Source organism: Amycolatopsis sp. NPDC043887 (assembly GCF_056435665.1).
In genome coordinates this window covers 208886-230788 of the sequence record NZ_JBWKEB010000005.1, presented here as the reverse complement: position 1 = coordinate 230788, position 21903 = coordinate 208886, and the positions used below count along the sequence as shown (strand labels likewise).

Here is a 21903-nt window from a genome sequence, read left to right as displayed (position 1 = left end):
GCACTGAGTGCCAGTCCTTACTGTTCGGTCAAGGCGGCGTTGACCTTGGCGATGACGTCGTGCAGAGGCGTCGACGTGGTCATCACCGCCACCATGGTCGTTTCGGCCGCGGCGTCCTGCGCCTTGAACGCGTCGATCACCAGCGCGAATGCCTCCGCCGCGCTGGCCGCGATGTCGTCCTGCCCGCCACTGCGCAGCCAGCGCCGGAGCACATGGTTGTTGGCGGCCGCGATCGCCGCCGCGGCCACGGCCGCCCGCAGGCTCGCCGTCTCGTCACCCTGTTCGGTGAACCGCGCCCGCAGGTAGCGGGCGAGCACGCGCTGATAGCGGTCGACGGTCGCGACTTCCTTGTCCCGCAACGAAGGCACCGTCCGCGTCAGTGTGAACCGCTTGAGCGACACGTCGAGTTCCGCGGCGTAGGAGTCGAGGACCAGTCCGACGGCGGCGCATGCCACCTCGACGGGATCACGGTCCGGATCCGCGGCGGCGAACGTGTCCTCCATCTCCGCCACGATCTCGTCGTGGTTGGCGAAGAGCACGTCGTCCTTGGCGTCGAAGTACCGGAAGAACGTCCGGCGGCCCACCCCTGCCGCGGCCGCGATCTCGTCCACCGTGGTGGCCTCGTAGCCCTTCGCCACGAACAGGTCCACGGCCGCCGCCCCGAGCGCACGACGCAGCCGGCGCCTCCCCGCGGGGGTCGCGCCGGCTCTGGTCACCGGCACCCGGCGCGGCGAATCGGTCATAGCGGGACGGTAGCAGCCACTTGCTAGTGGCACTGAGTGCCGTTAGTCTGTGCGGAGTTCCCTCCCCCGCTCGGAAGGCGCCGACGATGTCGCTGGACCACCAAGTGCTCCCGGTCGAGTCACGTTCGATCCGCCCCCGGGGCGATGCCTTCTACGGTCGGCTCTTCGGCTGGTCGCTCAAATGGCGAGGTCCGCAGCCGTTCCTGGTCCTCGAAGGCGGGATCTGCGCGGTGACCCTGCCCAAGATCAACGGCGCCCAGGTCCTCGCCCGGCTCGCCGAAACCGGCTGCGAAGGCCCCGCCATGACGGTACTGACGCAGCAGGGACCGCGTGTGGCCATTCTCGCGGAGACCGACGGGCTGATCCCCTCTCGGGATTCCCTGCCGCAGCACGTCGAAGTACTCGCCTGGGGCACACTGCTCCCCCTTCCCGCCGACTCCGGCCGGGCAGAGGCCCACGCGGAATGGCTCTCGGCACCGGATCCCCGGCAGCGGTGGCTTCCCAGCCTGGACGCCGTCCTCGCGGGCGTCCGGCCGAGGTAGCGCACGCGGCTCATGCCGCCACCGACGCCTGCGCGGAAACGAGCAGCGCTCCACCGTCCGATTCGGACAGGGTGATCTCGAGAGACGCCCCTTCCGCCAGCGGCGGCAGATCGCTCAGGGTGACGCGGCCGATCAGCCGTTGACCGCGGCGGGCGTTCACCACACCGGAACGCCGGACTTCGATTCCCGAGCGGTGCCACACGCGAACGCTGCCCGTCGCCCGGCCTCGCCACCGGCTTCCGCACCAGGCCGCGAGCGCGGCCCCGGCCGTGTTGCACAAGACGTCGTCCAGCGAACCCACCCGTCCGGCGCCCTGCCAGACCTGAAGGCATTCGATCGATACGGACACCGCGAACGCCGCCAGGACGATCCGCGGAACCGGCTTCGCCCAGTCGAAGCGCACCGGCGCCAGCATCGCGAGCGGCGCCAGCAGCAAAACGTTGCCCGCCAACTGGAACAAGGCGAGATCCGGGCGATCCTCGAAGACGGGCAGGACATCACCCAGCAGGTGGAGACTCACCGAGGAACCGCGGCCCGCCGTCGGCGCCGGCACGAACACGACCGGAAGCAACGCGAAAAGCGAGGCCAGCAAAGCGAAATCCAGCGCGATCGCGGACCGGCGACGCCGGTTCCCCCGAAGCCGCGCGACGAATTCGGCGACGACGGCACCGGCCGCGGCGGCGAGCAGCGACCACGGTGCGACGTCGGAGAACGCCCGCCACCACCATCCCATGCACTCCCCTTTCGCCGATGATCGTCTTCGGCGAGGGTGGCAGCATCGTGAAGACCAGACAAGGACCCTGGTTATTGTCGGTGAATAACTACCATCCGCGTTGATACTTCACGGGGTTCGATTGTCACGGCCGTGCGGTCAGCGCCGGACCGATCCATCGTCGGACCAAGGCCCTCAACTGTTCGTCGGTGTGCGCCGGTGTCGAGGGGTACTGCAGGAACGACAGGAACAGCCGCATCAGCATTTCAGCGAGGCCCTCGAAGTGCTCGTCGGCCGTGACGCCCACCGCGGCCCAGTCGACCGGCACGTTCCGCAGGATCCGCGCGCCGAGCGCGAACGACTGCGAGGAAGTGACCGCCACGGTGAAGACATCGGCCTCACCCGCTTTCAGGAGCAGTCCCAGGTACGGCTCGTCGGGGACCGCACGGATGCCGAACACCACGGATTCCACCGCGACCTCGGCGGGGTCGGCGAACGTGGCCAGATGCCGCTCCATCCGGCCGGCGAACTCTTCGACCCGGTCCAGCGCGACGGCGCTGAGGATGTCGGCGAGACTCGGAAAGTAGCGGTAGACGGTCTGCCGGGTGACGCCCGCTTCCGCGGCGACGTCGGAGAGGCTGGTCTTGGCGAGGCCGACCCGGTCGATGCAGGCGGTCGCCGCCTCGACGATCCGGCGACGTGCCTCGCGCTCGGTTCCGGGCGGATTGCCCCGCCATCCGTGGTGCCCCATGCGCCTCATCTTCCCCGAACGGAGAATCTCAGACGGTGGCAGGTGCCGGGCGACGCACGTGGTACAGCGCGGCGAGCATCAGGCCGGCGGCCACGAAGCAGGCCAGTACGTACAGGCCGCTCCCCAGTGTGACACCGTCTTCGATGACGGCGCCCAGCCAGAACACGGCCATCACACCCAGGTAGACGGCGGGGAAGTACCGGACGAAAGGCGAACGAGGCTCTTCAGCGCCTCGATGCCGGACGAAGATCCAGATTCCCGCCGCCCACAGCAGCGCCAGCTCGACGGCGAGAATCCAGGTTCGCATCGTCACGTTGCCGCCGAAGAGGCTCGACGGGAGCCCGGCGATCGCCATGCTCAGCGGCGTGAGGACCCCGGCCACCACGATGCGTGCCACCAGCGACCACCCGCGCCTCGAACCACCGGCGAGCCGCACCACCAGATAGGTCATGGCGCCCATGGATACGGACGCGAAGAGCAGCATGCTGGTCATGGGCACGGAATCCAGTGCCGGGTGATTGACGATCCGGTTGTTCCCGTTCCAGGCCCACCACTTCAGCCGGGGCCCGAGGTGGTCGAAGACCTCGTAGAAGACCTGGCAGGCGAAGGCGACCGCCACCGACCCGGCCAGCGCGCCGCGCGCACGGAAGATCCCCAGCGACCGGACGAGTTCGTAGGCGAGCTGGCTGATCATCGGATAGAACGCCACGATGTAGAGGGGCAGCCGGTCCCACATGAACTGCACGGTGAACCGGTTGTGGGCGAAGATGAATCCGTACTGCCGCTCGAGGCCGAACCATTCCGGGAAGTACAGGGGCGGTTCGATGACGAAGAGGTAGACCAGCGAAGCGCACCACAGCGCCAGATTGACCGAGTCGCCCTGGCGGTGACGGCGGACGGCGTGCACCAGCGCGAACACGGCTCCGCCGAGGACGAGCAGTTCCAGCAGCGGCATCGTCCAGTGCCCCGCCGCCCACGGTGGGCGGATCGAGAGCCAGGCGGACACGTCGTGACAGTCGAAGCCGAGGCCTCGGGTGACGGCTTCCGCGTCCGCACCGCATACGGCGCTCATCGGGCGACCGCCGGTTCGGCGGCGCCACCTTCCGGTGAATAGTCCGTGACCGGCGGCTCGGCGCGGGCGTCGAAGTCGAACGGGATCCGGTGCCGCCCCAGCGCCGCCCGGATCCGGTAGCGCACGAGGCCCCCGATCACCCTCGGGTTCGTCATCATGTCGCGCAGCGACTCGTCGAGGTTGAACACCTTCGCGAAATGCTCGTCGACCACGTCGTCTTCGCGAGCTGCGCCGACGATGAGCCTGAACGCCGGGCCGGACACCGCCGAGAGCAGACGTCGCTTCCACTCCCCCGCCTTTTCGGTGCCCACCGCGGAGGCGTACCCCTGGTCCCTCGCCATCGCCAGGCTCCACGGCACGGTGAGCAGCTTGCGCTGGGCCGCGAGGAAACGTGCGGAGAACCCGGTGTCGAGACGCTCGGCGCCGGCGAGGTGCTCGCGCAGCAGCAGCGCCGAACCGGCGGCGGAACTGATGCCCTGTGCGTAGAACGGGTTGAACGCGCAGATCGAGTCGCCGACGAACGCCAGCCGTTCCGGCGGGGTGCGGAGCCGGTCGTAGCGCCGCCATTTGTTGCCGGTCGACCGGGTGAGGTGCACCTCGGAGATCGGCGTGGACCGGTCCATCGCGGCCGCGAACAGCGGTGCCCGCACTCGGCGGGCGGACTCGACGAACGCCTCGGTGGTGCGTGGCATCTCGATGCCCCACGAGCCCATGCACGCGATGACCCGGTTGCCCTCGATCGGGAAGAAGTTCACCAGGAACTCGTGCTCGTCCGGATGCGGGCCCTTGTCGGGGGTCGGCATGATCACCAGATGCCGCCACCACCACGACGGCGGGCGCTCCTCGGGTGACGGCAGGTCGTACCAGCGTGAGGTGTAGGTGACCTTGGCGTCGAGGGTCCGCACTTCGGGTTCCGGCCAGCCGGCCGCCACCAGCCACGCGCCGACCGGGGAACCGCGGCCCATCGCGTCCACCACGAAGTCTGCGTCGAGGTGCTCCTCGCCGTCGCCCGTGGAGAAGCCGACCCCCGTGACGGCGCCGTCCCGGGTCTTCAGCCCACTGACCGCGACGCCCTCACGGATCACGACGTTGGACAGCCCGCGGACCTTGTCCCGGAGCACGCGTTCGATGAGGATCCGCGAGCTGTAGATCATCGTCATCGCGCTGCGTTTCCGCGCCGACCAGCCCTTCCCGTCGAGGTAGGCGGCGTCCATGGACGGCATGAGATGCAGTCCGCCGGCGGCGATGAGGTCGTCCTCGAATTCGGGGAACAACGCTCCGATCGCGCGGCGGCCCGAGTTCAGGAGGAAATGCGGATGTTTGCTCTGCGGCACCCCGCGCCGGTGTTCGGCCTCGGCCGGGAGCTCGTCGCGTTCGAGCACCAGCACGCGGTCGAAGTACGGGGCGAGCGCGCCCGCGGTGCAGAGTCCGGCGGCGCTGCCACCGAGGACGACGGCGGTCTTGCCGAGTCGCATACGACCAACTCCCAGCGTCATTCATACAGTTTTACAACGCTTGTATGAATGTATGAACGATGCCACAGGCTGTCAAGATGCCGACAGATGTGCCTGAAGCCGTAACTCGCGTGATTAGAGCCGTAACTCGCGTGATTAGAGCCGTAACTCGCGTGTTTGGAGCCGCATCACGCGTGTCTCGGGCCGGATCAGCGAGTTACGGCTTCAAACACGCGAGTTCGGCCTTCAATCACGCGAGTTCGGGCGGACGGACACGATCCGGAGCCTCGACCTCGCGGCGTCCGAGCGGCAGGCCGCCGACGGTCGCCGTACCGGCGCTGCCGAGTGCGATCCCCCAGCCGACCGGCCCGAGCGGCGTGCATCCGAAGAACTGGCTGACCCCGGGAGTCTGGACCAGGATCGCCAGCAGTGCGGCGGAGCCCAGCGCCGCGGCGAGGACGGTGCCGTCCCGGCCGCCGACGGCCAGCGTCTGCCCGAGCTGGGTACCGATCAGGGAGACGAGCGCGATCGTGCTCGCCCGCCGTCGCCTGCCGGTCAGCCGCGCGAGGGTCCACGCGGTGGATGCCCCGAGTGTCGTGGTCACCGCCCGCGTGGTGATGTCGCGCCGGAGAGCGTTCCCGAGCGACGCGCTGGGCCCTTCGCGCAGCAACTCCGGCACGGACTCGCCGTCCGGCCTGCTCAACGCGATCGCCAGCGCGGGCGCCAGGTCGGTGAGGAGGTTCATCAGCAGCAACTGGCGGGCGGTGAGCGGCGAACGCCCGGTGACGGCCGAGCCGAGCACGGTGAAGGCGATCTCCCCCAGGTTCCCGCCGAGCAGGATGCCGAGCGCCTCGCGGACCGACGCCCACATCGCCCGGCCTTCCACCAGCGCGGCGACGATCGTCTCCAGCCGGTCGTCGGTCACCACGAGGTCCGCGGCCGCCCTCGCCGCGGCCGTACCCCGCTGACCGAGCGCGATCCCGACGTCGGCGAGCCGGATGGCCGGGGCGTCGTTCGCGCCGTCACCGGTCATCGCGACGACCCGGCCACCGCGTTGGTACGCCTGGATGATCCGGACCTTCTGCGCCGGGCTGCACCGCGCGATCACGTCGACGTCGGCGAGTTCGCGATCGAGCTCTTCGTCGGCGAGTTCCTCGATCCTCGCGCCGGTGAGCACCTTGGTGTCGCCGTTGCGGCCGGTGATCTCCTCTGAGACGGCCTCGCCGGTGGCCGGATGATCGCCGGTGATCATCACCGTGCGCACTCCGGCCTCGCGAAGCCGATCCGCCGCCGGTGCGGCACTGTCGCGCACCGGATCCGCCAAGGCGATGAAGCCGAGCAACCGGAGATCGGCGACGTCGTCCTCGGAAAGGTCCTTTGTGGACACCGTGCGCTCGGCGACGGCGAGGACGCGGTGCCCGGCAGCGGCCAGGCGGCCGACCCGCTTCTCCAGCCTGCTCCGGACACCCACACTCATCGGCCGATCGCCGTGCCTGGTGCACAGCGGAAGGACGGTCTCCGGTGCGCCCTTGACGCACACCACGTGCCGTTCGCCGAGTTTCCCGTTGGTCGCGTGGAATCCCCGCGACGGCTCGAACGGGACGGCGCCCGTCTTCTCCCAGCCGCCGGCGTCCACGCCCGCGGTGATGCCGCCTTCGAGCACGGCTTGATCCGTGTGATGCGGCAGCTTCTCGGGGTTCTCCGCCCGGGGCGTCGCGCGGACGGCGGCGGCCAGCACCGACCGGTGGCTCTTCCGCAGCCGGCTCACCGAGGCGGTGGTCCTGCCGTCGTCGATCCGGTTGACGCTCAGCTTGCCTTCGGTGAGGGTGCCGGTCTTGTCGAAACAGAGGACGTCGACCCTCCCGAGCGCTTCGATGGTCCGCGGATTACGGACGAGCGCGCCGTGTCGGGCGAGCCGTCGAGCGGCCGCCAGCTGGGCCGCGTTCACCAGGAACGGCAGGCCTTCCGGCACCGAAGCGACCGCGAGGTTCACCGCCGCCCCGACACTTTGCCGCAGCGGTACGCCACGGATGAGCCCGGCGCCCGCGACGGCGGCCGCCGAGCCGGCCGCGACCGGCAAGGCTTGTTCGGTGAGCGACGCGAGCCGTGCTTCGACGCCGGTCTCTGGGGCGGCACCTCGTGCGGCGGCCATCCCCCGTCCGACCTCGGTCTCGTCTCCGGTCGCCACGACGACGGCGGACACCTTGCCCGCGGCGACCGTGGTGCCCTCGTACAGCATCGACGCCCGCTCGGCGAGTTCCGCGGCCACGACCGGCGCCGGGGTCTTCGGTACCGGCAACGACTCCCCTGTCAGCGAGGACTCGTCGAGTTCCGCGCCGGTCGTCTCGAGCACCCGGCAGTCCGCGGGTACGACGTCGCCGGACCGCAGCGACACGACGTCACCCAGCACCAGCGCGTCGGCGACGATCTGCCGCTCGGCACCGTCACGCACGACGGTGGTCACCGTCGCGGACCGTTCGAAGAGCCCTGCGAGGGCGCGGTCGGTGTGCACCTGCTGCGCGCTGCCGATCAGCGCCGACACCCCGACGATTCCGGCGACCAGCGCGGCGTCGACCGGAGAGCCCACCGCGGCCGAAACCGCCGCGCCACCGGCCAGTACAGGGGTCAGCGGGTTGGCGAGCTCGGCCATGAACGCCTTCGCGATGCTCGTGCCGGCGCCGCGTTCTGCGCCCGGGCGGTCGGCGGGCGCCCGCCGCCGGGCCTCGCGCTCGTCCAGACCACGCGGGCCCGAACCGAGCCGGTCGAGCACGAGGTCCGCCGGCATCAGGTGCCATGGCGGCGCCACACGGCCCGAGGAAGGAGCCTTCCGCTCGCCGGTGAGAGTGCGGGCGCGCCAGATCCCGTCACCGAAAGCCATGAGCGCCCCGGCGTTCACCGCGCGAAGCCCGCTCGCGGCGGGCCTGCGCCGGGCGCTGAGCGCGGTCACGCCACCGATTCCGCTGGCCGCGGTCGCGAACATCGTCGAGTCACGGACGACCGCTTTGGCGGCGGTGATCGCCTCGACGAGCAGGACGGCCGTGCCGATGTCGCGGCCGATCAGCACATGCGCGCCCCACGGCGGTGGGGTCCCGTCCTCGTGCACGCCGACTCCGCAGTCGGACGCCCCCAGCGCCCGGCGATCATCGGAGACCAGCATGACCACACGTCCGTCCGCCTGGAGTTCGCGGACGGCGTCGAGTACCTCCTCACCGTCGGTCTGGACCACCCGCACCCCGGCGGCCTCGGCCGCGGAAGCCAACGCGTCCACGTCGGGTGAGCGCTCCTGCGTGACGGCGAGCAGTCCCGCCGGATTCCCGTCACGGACCAGCCCAAGCACCATGTGGGCGCCCTGGTCCAGCATCCGCTGCCGGTCGGGGAATCCTTCGCCACCGTCCAGGTCTTCGACCGGCCCGAGCGTCCACTCGCCGTCCCGCCGGACCACCTCGGGTTTCTCCGGGTCGAATAACGCGAAAGCGGCAGCCGTCAGGTCCACGGGGTCACCACCGGGAAACGGGACCAGATCGCTGAGGACGTTCGCCCCCGCACCGAGCACCGTGGTGTCGATGACGATCGTGTCGAGCAGGTCGAGCCCGCGCAGCACGGACCGGTCCATCACCAGCGCGCCGCGCCTGGCGAGGACTTGGCCCAGCTGGGCGGAATAGGCGGCCGCGCCGTTGGACGGGGCCTTGGGCAACGCGGAGATCCCGACCGCGGCGGCGCGCCTCGGCCCGACGAACGGCAGGGTCGCCGCGGCGGCCGCGGCTCCGGCGGTGATGGACCGGCGGGCGTGACGATCGGCGGCACTTTCCGGAAGCGGCCGCGGTCGCTCGCTCACCACCGAGGCCGCGCCGGCGTGCTCGCGCTGTCCGACCAGCCTGGACTCGGCCTCGCACCAGGCCCGCTGGTGCGCCTTGGCTTCCCGCCATTGGGTGCCGCGGACCATGATGTCCAGGACCGTCCCCTCACTGCGGGCCGCGAGTCCGTGGACCAGCGCCGCACCGATGGAGGTGGCCGAATCCGCCCTTTCCCGTCCGCGCAGCTTCCGGTCCGCCAAGGCACGCAACCGCGGGTGCAGGTCGACGAGTGACGCCAGCGCCGCGACCTCCGTCGGCAACGGAGCCCACGGCATGATCTTCGAAGCCACCGACAGCATCAATCCCGCGGCGTCCGCCGCGAGTGTGGAGGGCAGCCGGGTCGCCGTGGTGCCGTCCGCCGGATGGTGCAGTTCGTCCTCCTCGACCAGCTCGGCTTCGGAAGCGGGCTCCGCCTCGGCTCGTTCGACCGCGCGGATCAGCTCCAGACGCCGGGGTCCCGGAGCCCCGACCGCGACGACGACTCGCGACGTCGGCGCGTTCACCTGCGCCCATCGCACACCGGGGATCTCCGTCAAGGCTCGTTCCACCCGCCGGGCGACGTGGGCGCCGTTCGGCCCTTTCACGCCGTGCGTCTCGATGTAGAGCCTGCCGGGACACGACCAGACCGCCCGCCGCGGTCCGCGTCCCGGGATTCCCTCCAGCGGCAGAAGTGCCAGCCCGGCCAGCCCCCGGGCGACCCGCCCCAGCGTCCGCGACGGTTTGGGGAAGGCGACACCCAGCACGTCCACGGTCTCCAGGTCCGTCCGCCGCATGCGGAATCCTCCTCGCGCTCGGTGCCTTGTGGATCTCACCGAGTACCCGCGTGCCGGAAGGTCGAATCCCCTTTCCGCCTCAAGAGGTGACGGAGTCGATCAACCGGTTGTACCGGAGCCTCAGCGCGCGTTCGAGGGCGGAGAAGAATCCCGCCACCCCGAGAGTGATCTTCGCCCACTGCGGCAGCGGTACCGGCGAAGTGAACGTGCCGACGTGTTCGGCGACGACGGGGATCTTCGTGACGGCCTCCGCGCCTTGGAGCAGACCCACGACGAGCGCGATCAGCAGGAATACGAGCGAGACCGCGCCGATCGCGGCACTGGTACGGGGGAACCGCCGTCCGAACCTCGCCCGCAGTCCTTCCTGCGAACGAGGGTGAGGGCGCAGTGCTCGCTCGCCGCCGTGGTCGGGGACGAAGTGCATGCGCTTCAGCCCGACCGCGCTGGTGGCGACTTCGATGACACCTCCCGGCACGGGGAACGCCGCGGGAAGGTTGGACCGGAAGAGCTGGACACCGTCCCGGTACAGCGCGGCGGGGCTTTTCCCGACCGCGTCCTCGTGCTGCTTCCGGGTTTTGGCGTCGGCGAGGTACCGGACGTCGACCGCGTAGACGTGTGGTTCGAGATCGAGGAAGAACAGCGAACGGGAGAACAGCTGCCATCGGCGGTACTCGGCCAGCGCGGATCCGTCCCCGGACCTGACCCTGGAGAGCTGCCACCGTCGTTTGAGTTTCTTGACCATGGTCAGGACGTCGCTTCCGGTGGGTTGAGGTCGAGCAGGGCGTTCACGCGCTGCAGAACGTCGAGCTGGGCCGGGTTGTACAGATCCACCACGCCGTGGAGGACGACCGGTTTGGTGAGGGCCTTCCACGTCTTCGCGTCCAGCAACCCGGGCTGGGCTTCGTACTGGTCGCGGGCGACCGGCGCGAGGGCCTCGGCGATGCGCTGCCTCGTCGCGTCGTCGGCGTCCGCGGGCAGTTCGTCGAACTCCGTCTGGACGGCGGGCCGGGACGCCGGTTGGAGCGCGTGCAGCGAAGCCATCGTGGCCGGGTCCAGCACGGTCGAAAAGATCATCATCAACGACCGTTCCTCCTCCGTCATGCCCTCGACGTTCCCGTCGAAGCCCGGTGGCAGGTCCACCAGGCTGCGGCGGCGCAGGATCAAGGCCAATTCGTCGCGCATCCGCTGCTGCCGCTCGATACTCGCCCGCAGTTCCTCGTCCAGCGCGCGCAGCGTCTGCTCCGCGCGTTCGTCCGAGTCCGCCATCGCCGGGATTTCGGACAGCGGCACACCCAGGTCCACCAGCCGCCGGATCCGCAGCAACCGGACCAAATGCTCGACGCGATACCGTTTGTACCCGTTGTGTGCTCTTTCCGGCTCGTCGAGTAACCCGATCCGGTGGTAGTAGCGGACGGTCTTCAGCGTCGTGCCGGCCAGTTCCGCCAGCTCCCGTGTGCTCCAGGACATCCCCCGCATTGGACACCGTGCCCCAGGGGCATGGTCAAGCGGCTTGACCATGCCCCGAGGGCACGGCCTCGAATACACCGTCGGTGATCACACCAAGATCGGGGAAAGATGATGAGACGGAATCGAGTTGTGGCCCTGGCGGTGCTGCTCGGCCTCACGGCGCCGCTGTTCACGGCGCCCGCCGGGGCGGCCGAACCCGCGCAAGGCCTGGCGTGGGCCGCGTGTCCCGAGGACGTGGTGGTACCTGCAGGCATCGTGCTGCAGTGCGCCACCGTGCCGGTGCCACTGGACTACCGGATGCCGGAGGGCGAGCGGATCGACGTCATGATCTCCCGGCTGGCCAGCACGAAACCGGCGGCGCGGCGAGGCGTGCTCATGCTGAACCCGGGCGGCCCGGGTGGGCCTGGGCTGTCGTTCCCCGCTGATCTGGCCTCGCACGGCATGCCCGCGAGTGTCCTGGACGCCTACGACGTGATCGGCATGGACACCAGAGGCATCGGGCACTCGACGCCGGTGAGCTGCGGATTCACGGCGGAGCAGGAGTACCTGGGCAACATCCCGCCGTACGCGGTGGACGAAGCGGCCGTCGCCGAGCAGGCGAAGATCGCGAAAGGCGTGGCCGCGCAGTGCGCCGCGAACGACAAGGACGGCAGGCTGCGGCACATCTCCACGGCGAACATGGCGAGGGACCTCGACCGGATCCGGGCCGCGCTCGGCGAGGAGAAGGCCAGTTTTCTGGGGTATTCGTACGGTTCCGCGCTCGGTGCGGCGTACGCGTCGATGTTCCCCGAGAAGTCCGACCGGGTGGTGCTCGACAGCAACGTCGGCGACACCCACCTCAACCGCGAGGGGCTGCGCAGGTTCGGGCTCGGCGCCGAGGAGACCTTCCCGGACTTCGCGAAGTGGGTGGCGGCACGGCATGAGTCGTACGGCCTCGGCCGTACAGCCGCCGAAGTGCGCAGGACGTACTTCGCGCTCGCGGAGAAGCTCGACAAGACCGCGGTGAACGGCCTCGACGGGCGTTTGTTCCGGCTGGCCACCTTCGCGGGCCTTTACGGGAAGACGCGGTACGGGCAGACCGCGCAGTGGTGGCAGTCGGTCCGTGACGGCGACAAGGCGGCGGCGGAACGCGTCGCCGCCGAAGCGAAGCGCCTGTCCCTGGCTGCCACGCCGTCGCCGACGGACAACGCGTGGTCGGTGTTCCTCGCGGTGACGTGCAATGACGTCGCGTGGCCATCGGAAATGCGCACCTATCAGCGGGGCGTGGCCGAAGACCGCGAGCGGTACCCCCTCTTCGGCGCCGCCGGAGCGAACATCCTGCCGTGCGCGTTCTGGCCTTACGCGCCGGCCGAACCCCCGGTGGCGGTCAAGGACAAGGGGCCGGAGAACGTGCTGGTCGCCCAGAATCGGCGGGACCCCGCGACACCGCTGCGGGGCGGGCAGCTGATCGACGAGAAGTTCGGTGACCGGTCGCGGCTGGTGACCGTGGACGCCGGCGGCCACGGCGTGTACGTCCTCGGCGGCAACGCCTGCGCGCTGAACACCACGACGAACTTCCTGATCTCCGGGAAGCTGCCGAAGCGCGACGTGTTCTGCAGGTGATCGACAGCGGGAGGGCCCAGGCGCGGTCCTGGGCCCTTTTGCTCCGGGCACGACGGTCCCGGTGATCGCCGAACCGCGGTAAAGCCTGTCTGCCGAAGGAAAGCGAAGACCGCGCTGAGCGCGTCGAGCAGAGCGCACGGCTGGATCACCAAGGCCGTGCCGACTTCGGGGAGATCGGAACGCAGCGGCACCAGTCCCAGCCTGCGGTCGACCACGATCATCTTCAGCCGGGCGGTGGTGACCACGCGGGCCTCTTCGCCGAGGGAGAGACCCGCCTCGATGTCGGATGACAGATCGTGCGGTTCCAGCGTGCTGCGCTCGTAAACCCCGCGGAACCGCACACCCCGGCTCAGGAGGTCACGTTCGGCGGGATGCAGCACACTCGGCGGTTGTGCGTACGGAGGTTTGTTGACGAAGGCGACCTCCTACTCGGCAGAGCGCAGCAGCTGATCGGCCCCGGTCGGCGATGAGCGTGTTCCCGTGGATCTCCTCGATGAGGTCGACCGGGCGTTCACCGGACGTCGCCCGGTACCGGTCACGCAACCGGTCGGCGACCAACCGCGCACTCGCGAGTTCCCGCTCCTTCTGCCGGAGCATCGCCTCCAGCGCGATCTCCGGTCGCACCGCCGAATACGCCTCGGCCGGGCCGGGCAACCCGGTTCGCTGCCGGATTTCGGCGACGGTCATCGAACCGGTACCGGCGAACGCGTCGTAGACCTCGACGTCGATTTCACTCAGACCGATGACGTCCAGCAATTCAGCTCCCGCCACGGTCGCTTTCGCCTGACGATACCGCTGGGCTTGGGCGGGCAAAAGGGACCGCGTTACGCCGAGGAGGGGGCTGCCAAACCCAGCGCACCGGTCTGGGTAGCATCCTGGTATGAGCAAGCGCTTAGTCAGTCTCGGAGACTCCTTCACCGAGGGTGTCGGTGACGAAGACCCGTCATCGCCCAACGGCGTCCGGGGCTGGGCCGACCGCGTCGCGAGTACCCTCGCGGCCAACCACCAGGACTTCCGTTACGCGAACCTCGCGATCCGCGGCAAGCTCCTCGGGCAGGTTCTCGCCGAGCAACTCGACCCGGCACTCGCGCTGAACCCGGATCTCGTGACGCTGTACGCCGGCGGCAACGACCTGATGCGGCCGAAGGTCGACATCGACGCCCTCATCGACGACTACGACGCCGCGGTCGGCAAGGTGGTCGCCACGGGTGCGCGGGTCATCCTCTTCACCGGTGTCGACGGGGTCGAGGACGCGTTGTTCCGCACGATTCGGGGTCGGGTCGCGATCTACAACGAGCACGTCCGCGGCATCGCGGCGCGGCACGGGGCACTGCTGGTGGACATGTGGGCGATGCGGCAGCTGCGGGACAGGCGGCTGTGGGCTCCCGACCGCTTGCACCTGAACTCGTTGGGGCACAACGAGATCGCCATCGCCGTCCTCGAAGCTCTCGGCGAACCGCACAAGCTGAGGCCCGCCGAACTCGGACCGCGGCCGCTGCTGAGCCCGCAAGCGCGGCGCACCGAGAACCTCCAGTGGGGCAAGGAGCACGCTGTCCCGTGGATCAAACGCAGGCTGCGTGGGGAGTCTTCGGGCGACTCGCTCGCGCCGAAGCGGCCGACGATGGAGCCCTACGCCTGACGCGGCCGAAGCCCGTCGAAGAGGACGCAGATCGTCCGGGCCCGGAATTCGGGCCCGGCATGCTCCGCCGCCTTCGCCGTTCCGATGATCACCGCGATCAGTTCGTCGACGCCGATGTCTTTGCGGACGTCGCCAGTGTCCTGTGCCCTGCCCAGCAGGACGCCGAGTGCGTCTTTCAGCCGCGCGCCGATGACGGACCCGGCCTGCGGGACAGTGACCCCGGCCGCTGACAGCGCTTCGAAATAGGCGTTCTTGGCACCCGCCATCTCGATCCAGCCGGTCAGGAAGCCGAAAAACGTGGCACCAGGGTCGGGCGATTCGACGGCCACCGTGGCCTCCGCTTCGTCGACGAAGCGGTGCAGACGCGCGAAGAGCACAGCCTCCAGCAGCGCTTCCTTCGTCGGAAAGTGCCGGAATACAGTGCCCACCCCGACGCCTGCTTCGCGGGCGACTTCTTCGGTCGGCGCACTGGTGCCTTTGGCCGTGAAGACGCGCTCCGCGGCCTCCAACACCCGCGTGCGGTTACGGCGGGCATCGGCTCGGAGCGGTTTCTCGTCCGTCACAGCGGGGATCCTAGACCCGTTGTCGAGGGGTACAGCAGAGGTACCGGGCAAGACACGTCCGCTTTTAGCCGTCCGGCATCTCATCCAATACGCGCGCCAGCGCCTTCGGGACTCCGGTGCGCCAGCCACCGCCCATGATCCGGCGCGACATCCGCTGGAACTCGTCCTCCGGGTCGAAGCCCTCGTGGCTGAGGAACAGCCGCGTCCCACGCCCCTCGGGTTCGAGCCTCCAGGTGACCGTCCACTCCGGACCCCAGCTGATGCTGAGCAGCCGCTCCGGCTCCACGGCCAGCACCTCGCAGGCGACCGGGCCGCCCGCGAACCCGGCGGCGGGAATCGGGTCGGCGAGCAGTTCGAACCGATGTCCCACAACGGGTTTGATGTCGTTCGGCATCCGCAGCCAGCGTTCGAGCAGCTGCGGTTCGGTCAGCGCGCGCCACACCTTGCGCGGAGGATGCGCCAGGAACTGGTCGACGTGCACGGCCGTAGGATCCTCGTCGTTCAGAAGTCCTCCTCGTCCAGCAGTTCGCGCAGGTTGCCCAGTTTGCCGCGCCAGTACCGCTCGTACGGCGAAAGCCAGTCGGAGACCTCTTGCAGCGGCGCGGCCTCAAGAGAGTAGACGCGGTTGCGGCCCTGCCTCTCTTCGCGGACGAGCCCGGCTTCACGCAGCACCCGAAGGTGTTCCGACAGGCTCGGCCGCCGCATGTCGAACCGTTCGGCGATCTCCCCCGCCGCTCGTGGGCCGTCGAGAAGGATGCCGAGAACTTCGCGGCGGGCCGGGTTGGCGAGCGCGGCGAAAACGTCGTCGTTGACCGGCACTAGCGCGGCCAGTTCCCGTAACCCGAGGGTTCGAGTAGTCCCATCGCGTTGCCGTCGGCGTCTTTCAGGGAGGTCACGCGACCCCACGGCATCTCCTCCGCGTCCCCGACCTCGACGCCTTGAGTACGGAGTTCCGCGATGTCGGCATCGATGTCGGTGGTGCTCAGCTGGAAGTGCACGCGTGTGTCAGGGTCCAGGTCGCCGACGGCGCGGTCCACGAGGACGATCCCGGTGTCCGCCCCCTTGGGGCCGACCATGACGAACGGACCGTGCGGGCCACTGACGTCGACGAGCAGGTCGAACCCCAGCTTGCCGACGTAGAAGTCCCGCGCCTTCGCCTGATCGGAGACCGGCACGGTGAGGAACTGGATGCGGTCGATGTTCATACCGTGACCATATGTAGGAGATCTCCTACATGCCAACTCGTGCCACCATCGACGACAAGGAACATCTGGGCACCAAGAGCGTCAGGAGTCGCCTGGGAACCGCCGAACACCGCCGGTCGCCGGACGATTCCGGCCGCTTCCAAGGCTTCCATGAGGTTCCAGATCAGCTCATGGGCGGCCACGACCACACCGACCTTCGCCGCGATCCGCAGGCCGATCACGTGGACGGGATCGACCTCCCGCCGCCTGATGAGCGGAATCGTCGGCCACGCACCATCGCCGGCGAGCGTCCACGTATGCCCTTCGCCTGCCACGAGAGTCGCGCGCGGAAGATCGCCACGACCGACCGCGCGCAAAGCCGGGCGCAGCGCCGGAGACTCGGCCAGCCGATTCAAGGCCTCGACCGTCGGGTCCGTCCAGACCATCGTCAATCCGGCCCCGGCTTCCCCAAAAGACACCATTCCAATAAGGACGTTCGACACTCAGCTCCCCGAAAGGAAGCAAGCCGTCCGACCGGAGACAGTCCCAGACGAGACCATCGATCACGTATCCGAAGAACACTCCGTAGACACAGTGAGCCAGTCCCCGACCGGCCAAGACGTCGGCGAACGCGGACACGTCGGCCGCGATTTCCGGCGCGATCACGTCAGCGAGGCCGGCCATCCGGCCGCGCAATGCGGCCGTCTCCTGGGAACCGAGCACGGGAAAAGTGGTCACCAGCCGATCACCTTCGACCGCGATGAGGTGGTACGCCCGCAGAAGCGCGATCTGACTGTCCAGCGGGTCGATTCCCTGGTGCCGCAGTTCCGTGCGACCGACGCCCAGCCGCGCGCGAAAGAGAAGACGGCCGTTGTCATCCATCTTCACAACGTGATGCGGAGTGCTCCGCGCGCCGAGACAAAAGCAGTGCAGACCCCATTTCGCCAGGTCATCCGGGTCATCGTCGAGGTGATCCATGACCGAAAGACATACCACACCGGCAGTGCTACAACCTCGACCTAAATAGAGTTCCAGGGTTCGTGACCAGGGACGCAAGAGCTTGAGTTCACCTATGGACGAACTTTTAGCGTCTTCGTCATGAGCAAAGAAACCACCGCCCAGTCCCCCGTTCGCCTCGCCGTGATCATCGGCAGTGTCCGCCACGAACGCTTCGCCGACGCCATCACGGGCTGGCTGCTGGCCGAACTCGCCGCGATCGACGGCCTGGAAGCCGACCCGATCGACCTCGCCGACGTCGATCTCCCGCTGCAGGGAACGCGGCCCGGCGGCACCCGGACGGTGATCAGCGACAGGCTGCGCGCGGCCGACGCCTACCTCGTCGTCACCCCGGAGTACAACCACAGTTTCCCGGCGGCGCTGAAGAACGCGATCGACTGGCACTTCACGGAATGGGCCTACAAGCCCGTCGGGTTCGTCGGTTACGGCGCGGGTTCGGGCGGCATCCGCGCGATCGAGCAGCTGCGGCTGATCTTCCCCGAGCTGCGGGCGACCACGATCCGCGACGCGGTCCTGCTGAACGCGCCGTGGACGCGGCTCGGTCCGAACGGCTACGAGGGCACCGAAGGCGAACGCGGCGCGCTGGTAGCTACGATGACCGAACTGACCTGGTGGGCCCGCACCCTGCGCGCCGGACGCGTCGCGGATCAGGTGAGTGCGGCATGAACCGCCTGACCGCACAAGAACTGCGTATCGCGGCGGTGATCGCGCTCGGCGGCTTGATGGCCGTTCTCGACACCACGATCGTCGCCGTCGCGCTGCCGCGGTTCATGACGACCTTCTCCGCGTCCCTCACCACGATCCAGTGGATCGTGACCGCGTACGCGCTCGGCATGGTCGCGGCGATGCCGCTCGCCGCGACCTTCGCGCTGCGGTGGGGAGCGCGCCGGGTGTATCTGGCCGCGCTGCTCGTGTTCGCGGTGGCGTCCGCGGCGGCCGGAGCCGCCGGTGATCTGGGTTGGCTGATCGCCGCACGAGCGGTGCAGGGCCTCGCCGGTGGCCTGATCAATCCCTTGGGCATGACCATCGGCTTCGGCACGGTGGCCCCGGAGCGCCGGAGCCGGATGACCGCGATCACCGGTCTTCCGTTGCTGATCGGGCCGATCCTCGGCCCGATGCTCGGCGGGATCCTGCTGGACAGCCTGTCGTGGCGGGCGCTGTTCTTCATCACCGTCCCCCCGGCTCTGCTCGCCGTCGTAGGGGTGCTGCGCTGGGTGCCCGCCGATACTCCTTCGGCGGAACGCGCTCCGATCGATTTCGCCGGCGGCCTGCTGCTCGTCCCCGGCGTGGTCGCGGTGGCGTACGGCTTCAGCGAAGAGACGCTCGGCGTGGACGTCCGGTCGGGCATCGTCGCCGCCGGGCTGGTGCTCATGGCCGTGTTCATCCGGAGGTCATGGGGTCATCACGCGCCGCTTCTGAACGTCCGGCTCCTGCGCGACCGGACCTTCGGCCGCAACACCGCCGTCCTCGTCCTGTACGCCGCGCCCTACTTCGGCTCGATGCTGCTGATGCCCGCCTACATTCAGGTGATGCGCGGCGACTCGGCCCTGACCAGCGCGCTGATGATGGTCCCCGGAGCGATCGGGATGGGCATCACCATCCAGTTCGCCGCCCGCGTCCTGGAACGCTTCGGTCCGAGGATCGTCGTCGGGACGGGACTGAGCCTGGCGATCGTCTCGACCGCTCTGACGGTGCTCGTCCTCACGCCGGACACCCCGTACCTCGTGCTGGGGATCTTGGGAGTGTTCCAGGGAGCGGGTACCGGAGCGATCATGATGCCCACCATCGTGAGCGCCGGCCGCGAACTGCGGGGGCCGGATCTCGCATCCGGTTCCGCGATCCTCCCCTTGGCCAGCACCATCGCGAGCGCGGTCGGCACCGCGGTGGTGAGCGCGGTGTTCACCGGGCTGATCGCGTCCGCCACCGCTGGACAGGGTCTCGCCGCGCTGAGCGATCCGTCGGCGGGCTCGATGCTCACCGAGGAGATCGTCGACGCGTATCGTCTGACTCTCGTCGGAGTCCTCGCGATCATGGTGCTCGCCCTGGTGGTCAGGCTGCGGACACGCCCCGCCCCGACGACGGAACCCACCACGGTACGGAGCGCAGCATGACGACGTCGACACAGTCCCCGCTCGATGCCCGGCTGACCGTCAGCGAGGTCGCGAGCAAAGCCGGGGTCTCGGCGAACGCGGTCCGGTACTACGAGCGCTACCGCGTCATCACCGCGGAGCGGACAGCGGGCAACGCACGCCGGTTCACGATCGACGCCATCTGCCGGATCCGGCTCGCGGTCGCCGCCCAGCGGGTCGGGCTCAGCCTCGCCGAAAGCGCGGAGATCCTGGCCGAGATCCCGCCGATGTCCCCCGATCTCGAACAGTGGTCGCGGGCGGGGCAACGGCTCATCGACGCCGGGCAGGCTCGTATCGCCGAGCTCACCTCGGTGGTCGACGAGTACCGGACACTCGAGTTCCTCAGGAGTTGAACGGTCCTTCCGCCGCGCTCGACCAGCGGAACACAGGACGGTTCTCGAGACCGGGGTAGGCCACGGCCATACCCCGGTCAGGGGACATCGACCACAGCCGCGCGTCAGGCGACGCGGCATGATCCGCCCAGTCCGCCGACCAGGCGGGGATGTAGCGCTCGTAGATGCGTCGAATCCGGGCCATATCTTTGACTTCCAGTCTCGCGGGACCGGTCATGCGGACCTGACGGACGTCATCGGGTGGGTCGAAGGTCGCGATCATGACAGCGACCTCGCGATTGTCGCGGGCCGCGGCCAAGAACGGCGACGGCCGGCCGTCGGACACCGGGGTGTGGAACCACAACCGGCTCTCCTCGGCCACGAACCACATCATCGCCAATGCCGGATTCCCGCGGCCGGTGGTTGCGGCGACGCTGGCAGGCAGACGCGGTTCATGGAGGAAGTCTTGTACCGCAAGAATCGATCGGTCCATCACCTCACCCTGCACTCTCGACCGCGATCGAGGTCCAGTGACGACGAGGTTTCGCCCCCGCGAACGAGTCCGTGAAGGCCTCCTTGCCTACCCTGAAGGTAACGATGGAGGCCTTCACTACCTATGCGGCCACCTGTCACAGCGGCAGTACGAAAGAGGGCCGCCCCGAACGGGACGGCCCTCTTTCACGTGACTCAGCGCTGCGGCGGCGGACCACCCTGCGGACCGCCGAACGGTCCCTGCTGCGGGAACGGGCCACTGCCCGGCCCCTGCGACGGCGGCCCCTGGTACGGGCCACCCTGCGGACCGGCGGGCGGCTGCGCCTGCGGCAACCGGGTGGGCGGCGGGGCCTGCGGCCGCTCCGGAGCGGCCTCCGGCTCGGGAGCAGGCGCGACCTTGGGGACCTGACGCGGAGCGGGCGGCTCCTGTCGCGGCGTCGCGACACCCAGCGCCGGAACCTCCTTGCGCGCCACGGCTTCCGCGGCCGCGACGGCTTCGGCGACCTTCGGGTCGCTGGAGGTGTCGAACCAGCCCTGGACCTCTTCGTCCTCCAGGTCCGGCTTCTCGACCGGGTCTTCCTTCGGCGGCTCGTAGCGGAACACGCCGTCGTCGCCGGGTGCGCCGAGCGCGCGGGCGAAGCCCTCCAGGGCCTTGCCGTAGTCGCTCGGGATCATCCAGACCTTGTTCGCGTCGCCCTGCGCCAGCTGCGGCAGGGTCTGCAGGTACTGGTACGCCAGGACCTCGGGCGTGGGACGTCCGGCCTTGATCGCCGCGAAGACCTTCTCGATGGCCTTCGCCTGACCCTGCGCCTGCAGGTATCGGGCAGCACGTTCACCCTGCGCACGCAGGATCCGCGACTGCCGCTCGGCCTCCGCGCTCAGGATCGCGGCCTGCTTGGCACCTTCGGCCGCGAGGATCTGGCTCTGCTTCTGGCCTTCCGCGGTCTTGATCGCCGATTCCCGCTGACCTTCGGCGGTCAGGATCATCGCGCGCTTCTCACGGTCGGCGCGCATCTGCTTCTCCATCGAGTCCTGGATGGAGGGCGGCGGGTCGATCGCCTTCAGCTCGACCCGGGCGACGCGGATGCCCCAGCGGCCGGTGGCCTCGTCCAGCACGCCGCGCAGCTGGCTGTTGATCGAGTCGCGCGAGGTCAGCGTCTGTTCGAGGCTCATGCCACCGACGACGTTACGCAGGGTCGTCGTGGTCAGCTGCTCGACACCGACGATGTAGTTCGAGATCTCGTAGACCGCGGCCCGCGAGTCGGTGACCTGGAAGTACACGACCGTGTCGATGGACACCGTCAGGTTGTCCTCGGTGATCACGGGCTGCGGAGGGAACGAGACGACCTGCTCGCGGAGGTCGATCCGCGCCCGGACCTTGTCCAGGAAGGGCACCAGAAACGTCAGGCCGGGAGAAGCCACCGTCCGGAACCGGCCCAGCCGTTCGATCACAGCGGACTGTGCCTGCGGCACCACCATGATCGCCTTGACCACGACGACGACCACGAACAACGCGAGCAGTCCGACGACGATGAACACCACTGTCTCTGACAACTACCTTCCCCTTACGTAGAAAC

General features: G+C 69.2%; 23 protein-coding genes. 7 read left to right on the top strand and 16 right to left on the bottom strand.

Annotated features, from left to right (window positions below):
- Positions 1-17: 17 nt before the first annotated feature.
- On the bottom strand, positions 18-743 hold the full coding sequence (locus tag AC069H_RS15560; RefSeq protein WP_478232721.1) for a TetR family transcriptional regulator: 726 nt from the start codon (positions 741-743) through the stop codon (positions 18-20).
- Positions 744-829: 86 nt separating this feature from the next.
- Here AC069H_RS15560 and AC069H_RS15555 point away from each other — a divergent pair, with 86 nt between their 5' ends.
- Positions 830-1285 carry a glycogen operon protein GlgX gene (locus tag AC069H_RS15555; protein WP_478232720.1) on the top strand — a complete coding sequence of 152 codons (456 nt, stop codon included), beginning with the start codon at positions 830-832 and terminating at the stop codon, positions 1283-1285.
- Positions 1286-1295: 10 nt separating this feature from the next.
- Here AC069H_RS15555 and AC069H_RS15550 read toward each other — a convergent pair whose 3' ends face one another.
- The 7 genes from AC069H_RS15550 to AC069H_RS15520 all read right to left on the bottom strand — a co-directional run bounded on the left by AC069H_RS15550 (position 1296) and on the right by AC069H_RS15520 (position 11368).
- Entirely contained in the window at positions 1296-2018 is a 723-nt protein-coding gene (locus AC069H_RS15550; RefSeq protein WP_478232719.1) for a VanZ family protein, read from the bottom strand.
- Between the two features lie 124 nt (positions 2019-2142).
- The gene (locus tag AC069H_RS15545; protein WP_478232718.1) at positions 2143-2748 is read right to left on the bottom strand and encodes a TetR/AcrR family transcriptional regulator; all 606 of its coding nucleotides are present in this window, start codon (positions 2746-2748) and stop codon (positions 2143-2145) included.
- A gap of 28 nt (positions 2749-2776) precedes the next feature.
- Positions 2777-3820 carry a hypothetical protein gene (locus AC069H_RS15540; protein WP_478232717.1) on the bottom strand — a complete coding sequence of 348 codons (1044 nt, stop codon included), beginning with the start codon at positions 3818-3820 and terminating at the stop codon, positions 2777-2779.
- Positions 3817-5295: an FAD-dependent oxidoreductase gene (locus AC069H_RS15535; protein WP_478232716.1), complete on the bottom strand. Its 1479-nt coding sequence runs from the start codon at positions 5293-5295 to the stop codon at positions 3817-3819. Before AC069H_RS15535 ends, AC069H_RS15540 begins: the two co-directional genes overlap by 4 nt.
- A gap of 229 nt (positions 5296-5524) precedes the next feature.
- Positions 5525-9901, bottom strand: a complete 4377-nt coding sequence (locus tag AC069H_RS15530; protein WP_478232715.1) for an HAD-IC family P-type ATPase — start codon at positions 9899-9901, stop codon at positions 5525-5527.
- Positions 9902-9980: 79 nt separating this feature from the next.
- Positions 9981-10643 (bottom strand): hypothetical protein, encoded by a 663-nt coding sequence (locus AC069H_RS15525; protein ID WP_478232714.1) that lies wholly within the window; start codon positions 10641-10643, stop codon positions 9981-9983.
- A gap of 2 nt (positions 10644-10645) precedes the next feature.
- The gene (locus AC069H_RS15520) at positions 10646-11368 is read right to left on the bottom strand and encodes a helix-turn-helix domain-containing protein (RefSeq protein ID WP_478228847.1); all 723 of its coding nucleotides are present in this window, start codon (positions 11366-11368) and stop codon (positions 10646-10648) included.
- Positions 11369-11497: 129 nt separating this feature from the next.
- On the opposite strand from AC069H_RS15520, the gene AC069H_RS15515 reads away from it, so the two are divergent.
- Positions 11498-12970 carry an alpha/beta hydrolase gene (locus tag AC069H_RS15515; RefSeq protein WP_478232713.1) on the top strand — a complete coding sequence of 491 codons (1473 nt, stop codon included), beginning with the start codon at positions 11498-11500 and terminating at the stop codon, positions 12968-12970.
- A 357-nt stretch (positions 12971-13327) separates the two neighbouring features.
- On the opposite strand, the gene AC069H_RS15510 is transcribed toward AC069H_RS15515, so the two are convergent.
- Positions 13328-13741: a hypothetical protein gene (locus AC069H_RS15510; protein WP_478232712.1), complete on the bottom strand. Its 414-nt coding sequence runs from the start codon at positions 13739-13741 to the stop codon at positions 13328-13330.
- A gap of 109 nt (positions 13742-13850) precedes the next feature.
- Between AC069H_RS15510 and AC069H_RS15505 the strand changes: the two genes are divergently transcribed.
- Positions 13851-14609, top strand: a complete 759-nt coding sequence (locus AC069H_RS15505) for an SGNH/GDSL hydrolase family protein (RefSeq protein WP_478228850.1) — start codon at positions 13851-13853, stop codon at positions 14607-14609.
- On the opposite strand, the gene AC069H_RS15500 is transcribed toward AC069H_RS15505, so the two are convergent.
- From AC069H_RS15500 to AC069H_RS15480, 5 genes are all read right to left on the bottom strand, one after another.
- Entirely contained in the window at positions 14600-15172 is a 573-nt protein-coding gene (locus AC069H_RS15500) for a TetR/AcrR family transcriptional regulator (protein WP_478228851.1), read from the bottom strand. The two genes, AC069H_RS15505 and AC069H_RS15500, sit on opposite strands and share 10 nt — an antisense overlap.
- A gap of 64 nt (positions 15173-15236) precedes the next feature.
- Positions 15237-15653 (bottom strand): SRPBCC family protein, encoded by a 417-nt coding sequence (locus AC069H_RS15495; RefSeq protein WP_478232711.1) that lies wholly within the window; start codon positions 15651-15653, stop codon positions 15237-15239.
- Between the two features lie 20 nt (positions 15654-15673).
- The gene (locus AC069H_RS15490) at positions 15674-15991 is read right to left on the bottom strand and encodes a metalloregulator ArsR/SmtB family transcription factor (protein ID WP_007034535.1); all 318 of its coding nucleotides are present in this window, start codon (positions 15989-15991) and stop codon (positions 15674-15676) included.
- Positions 15991-16377: a VOC family protein gene (locus AC069H_RS15485; protein ID WP_478228852.1), complete on the bottom strand. Its 387-nt coding sequence runs from the start codon at positions 16375-16377 to the stop codon at positions 15991-15993. The genes AC069H_RS15490 and AC069H_RS15485 overlap by 1 nt, the downstream gene beginning before the upstream one ends.
- On the bottom strand, positions 16374-16859 hold the full coding sequence (locus tag AC069H_RS15480) for a hypothetical protein (protein WP_478232710.1): 486 nt from the start codon (positions 16857-16859) through the stop codon (positions 16374-16376). Before AC069H_RS15480 ends, AC069H_RS15485 begins: the two co-directional genes overlap by 4 nt.
- Positions 16860-16950: 91 nt before the next feature.
- Here AC069H_RS15480 and AC069H_RS15475 point away from each other — a divergent pair, with 91 nt between their 5' ends.
- The 4 genes from AC069H_RS15475 to AC069H_RS15460 all read left to right on the top strand — a co-directional run bounded on the left by AC069H_RS15475 (position 16951) and on the right by AC069H_RS15460 (position 19855).
- Positions 16951-17379, top strand: coding sequence for a hypothetical protein (locus tag AC069H_RS15475; RefSeq protein ID WP_478232709.1), 429 nt, complete (start codon positions 16951-16953; stop codon positions 17377-17379).
- Between the two features lie 75 nt (positions 17380-17454).
- A complete protein-coding gene (locus AC069H_RS15470) occupies positions 17455-18039 on the top strand; it encodes an NADPH-dependent FMN reductase (protein WP_478232708.1) in 585 nt (194 codons plus the stop codon).
- Positions 18036-19484 carry a DHA2 family efflux MFS transporter permease subunit gene (locus tag AC069H_RS15465; protein ID WP_478232707.1) on the top strand — a complete coding sequence of 483 codons (1449 nt, stop codon included), beginning with the start codon at positions 18036-18038 and terminating at the stop codon, positions 19482-19484. The genes AC069H_RS15470 and AC069H_RS15465 overlap by 4 nt, the downstream gene beginning before the upstream one ends.
- Positions 19481-19855, top strand: coding sequence for a MerR family transcriptional regulator (locus AC069H_RS15460; protein ID WP_478232706.1), 375 nt, complete (start codon positions 19481-19483; stop codon positions 19853-19855). The genes AC069H_RS15465 and AC069H_RS15460 overlap by 4 nt, the downstream gene beginning before the upstream one ends.
- Here AC069H_RS15460 and AC069H_RS15455 read toward each other — a convergent pair.
- A complete protein-coding gene (locus AC069H_RS15455) occupies positions 19845-20327 on the bottom strand; it encodes a pyridoxamine 5'-phosphate oxidase family protein (protein WP_478232705.1) in 483 nt (160 codons plus the stop codon). The two genes, AC069H_RS15460 and AC069H_RS15455, sit on opposite strands and share 11 nt — an antisense overlap.
- A gap of 194 nt (positions 20328-20521) precedes the next feature.
- Positions 20522-21868, bottom strand: a complete 1347-nt coding sequence (locus AC069H_RS15450; protein WP_478228891.1) for an SPFH domain-containing protein — start codon at positions 21866-21868, stop codon at positions 20522-20524.
- Positions 21869-21903: the final 35 nt, after the last annotated feature.

Excerpts from the sequence above, each read along its gene's own strand:
- AC069H_RS15560 (WP_478232721.1), bottom strand. The coding sequence starts at position 743 with ATGACCGATTCGCCGCGCCGGGTGCCGGTGACCAGAGCCGGCGCGACC.
- AC069H_RS15555 (WP_478232720.1), top strand. The coding sequence starts at position 830 with ATGTCGCTGGACCACCAAGTGCTCCCGGTCGAGTCACGTTCGATCCGC.
- AC069H_RS15550 (WP_478232719.1), bottom strand. The coding sequence starts at position 2,018 with ATGGGATGGTGGTGGCGGGCGTTCTCCGACGTCGCACCGTGGTCGCTG.
- AC069H_RS15545 (WP_478232718.1), bottom strand. The coding sequence starts at position 2,748 with ATGGGGCACCACGGATGGCGGGGCAATCCGCCCGGAACCGAGCGCGAG.
- AC069H_RS15540 (WP_478232717.1), bottom strand. The coding sequence starts at position 3,820 with ATGAGCGCCGTATGCGGTGCGGACGCGGAAGCCGTCACCCGAGGCCTC.
- AC069H_RS15535 (WP_478232716.1), bottom strand. The coding sequence starts at position 5,295 with ATGCGACTCGGCAAGACCGCCGTCGTCCTCGGTGGCAGCGCCGCCGGA.
- AC069H_RS15530 (WP_478232715.1), bottom strand. The coding sequence starts at position 9,901 with ATGCGGCGGACGGACCTGGAGACCGTGGACGTGCTGGGTGTCGCCTTC.
- AC069H_RS15525 (WP_478232714.1), bottom strand. The coding sequence starts at position 10,643 with ATGGTCAAGAAACTCAAACGACGGTGGCAGCTCTCCAGGGTCAGGTCC.
- AC069H_RS15520 (WP_478228847.1), bottom strand. The coding sequence starts at position 11,368 with ATGTCCTGGAGCACACGGGAGCTGGCGGAACTGGCCGGCACGACGCTG.
- AC069H_RS15505 (WP_478228850.1), top strand. The coding sequence starts at position 13,851 with ATGAGCAAGCGCTTAGTCAGTCTCGGAGACTCCTTCACCGAGGGTGTC.
- AC069H_RS15485 (WP_478228852.1), bottom strand. The coding sequence starts at position 16,377 with ATGAACATCGACCGCATCCAGTTCCTCACCGTGCCGGTCTCCGATCAG.
- AC069H_RS15470 (WP_478232708.1), top strand. The coding sequence starts at position 17,455 with ATGAGCAAAGAAACCACCGCCCAGTCCCCCGTTCGCCTCGCCGTGATC.
- AC069H_RS15465 (WP_478232707.1), top strand. The coding sequence starts at position 18,036 with ATGAACCGCCTGACCGCACAAGAACTGCGTATCGCGGCGGTGATCGCG.
- AC069H_RS15460 (WP_478232706.1), top strand. The coding sequence starts at position 19,481 with ATGACGACGTCGACACAGTCCCCGCTCGATGCCCGGCTGACCGTCAGC.
- AC069H_RS15455 (WP_478232705.1), bottom strand. The coding sequence starts at position 20,327 with ATGGACCGATCGATTCTTGCGGTACAAGACTTCCTCCATGAACCGCGT.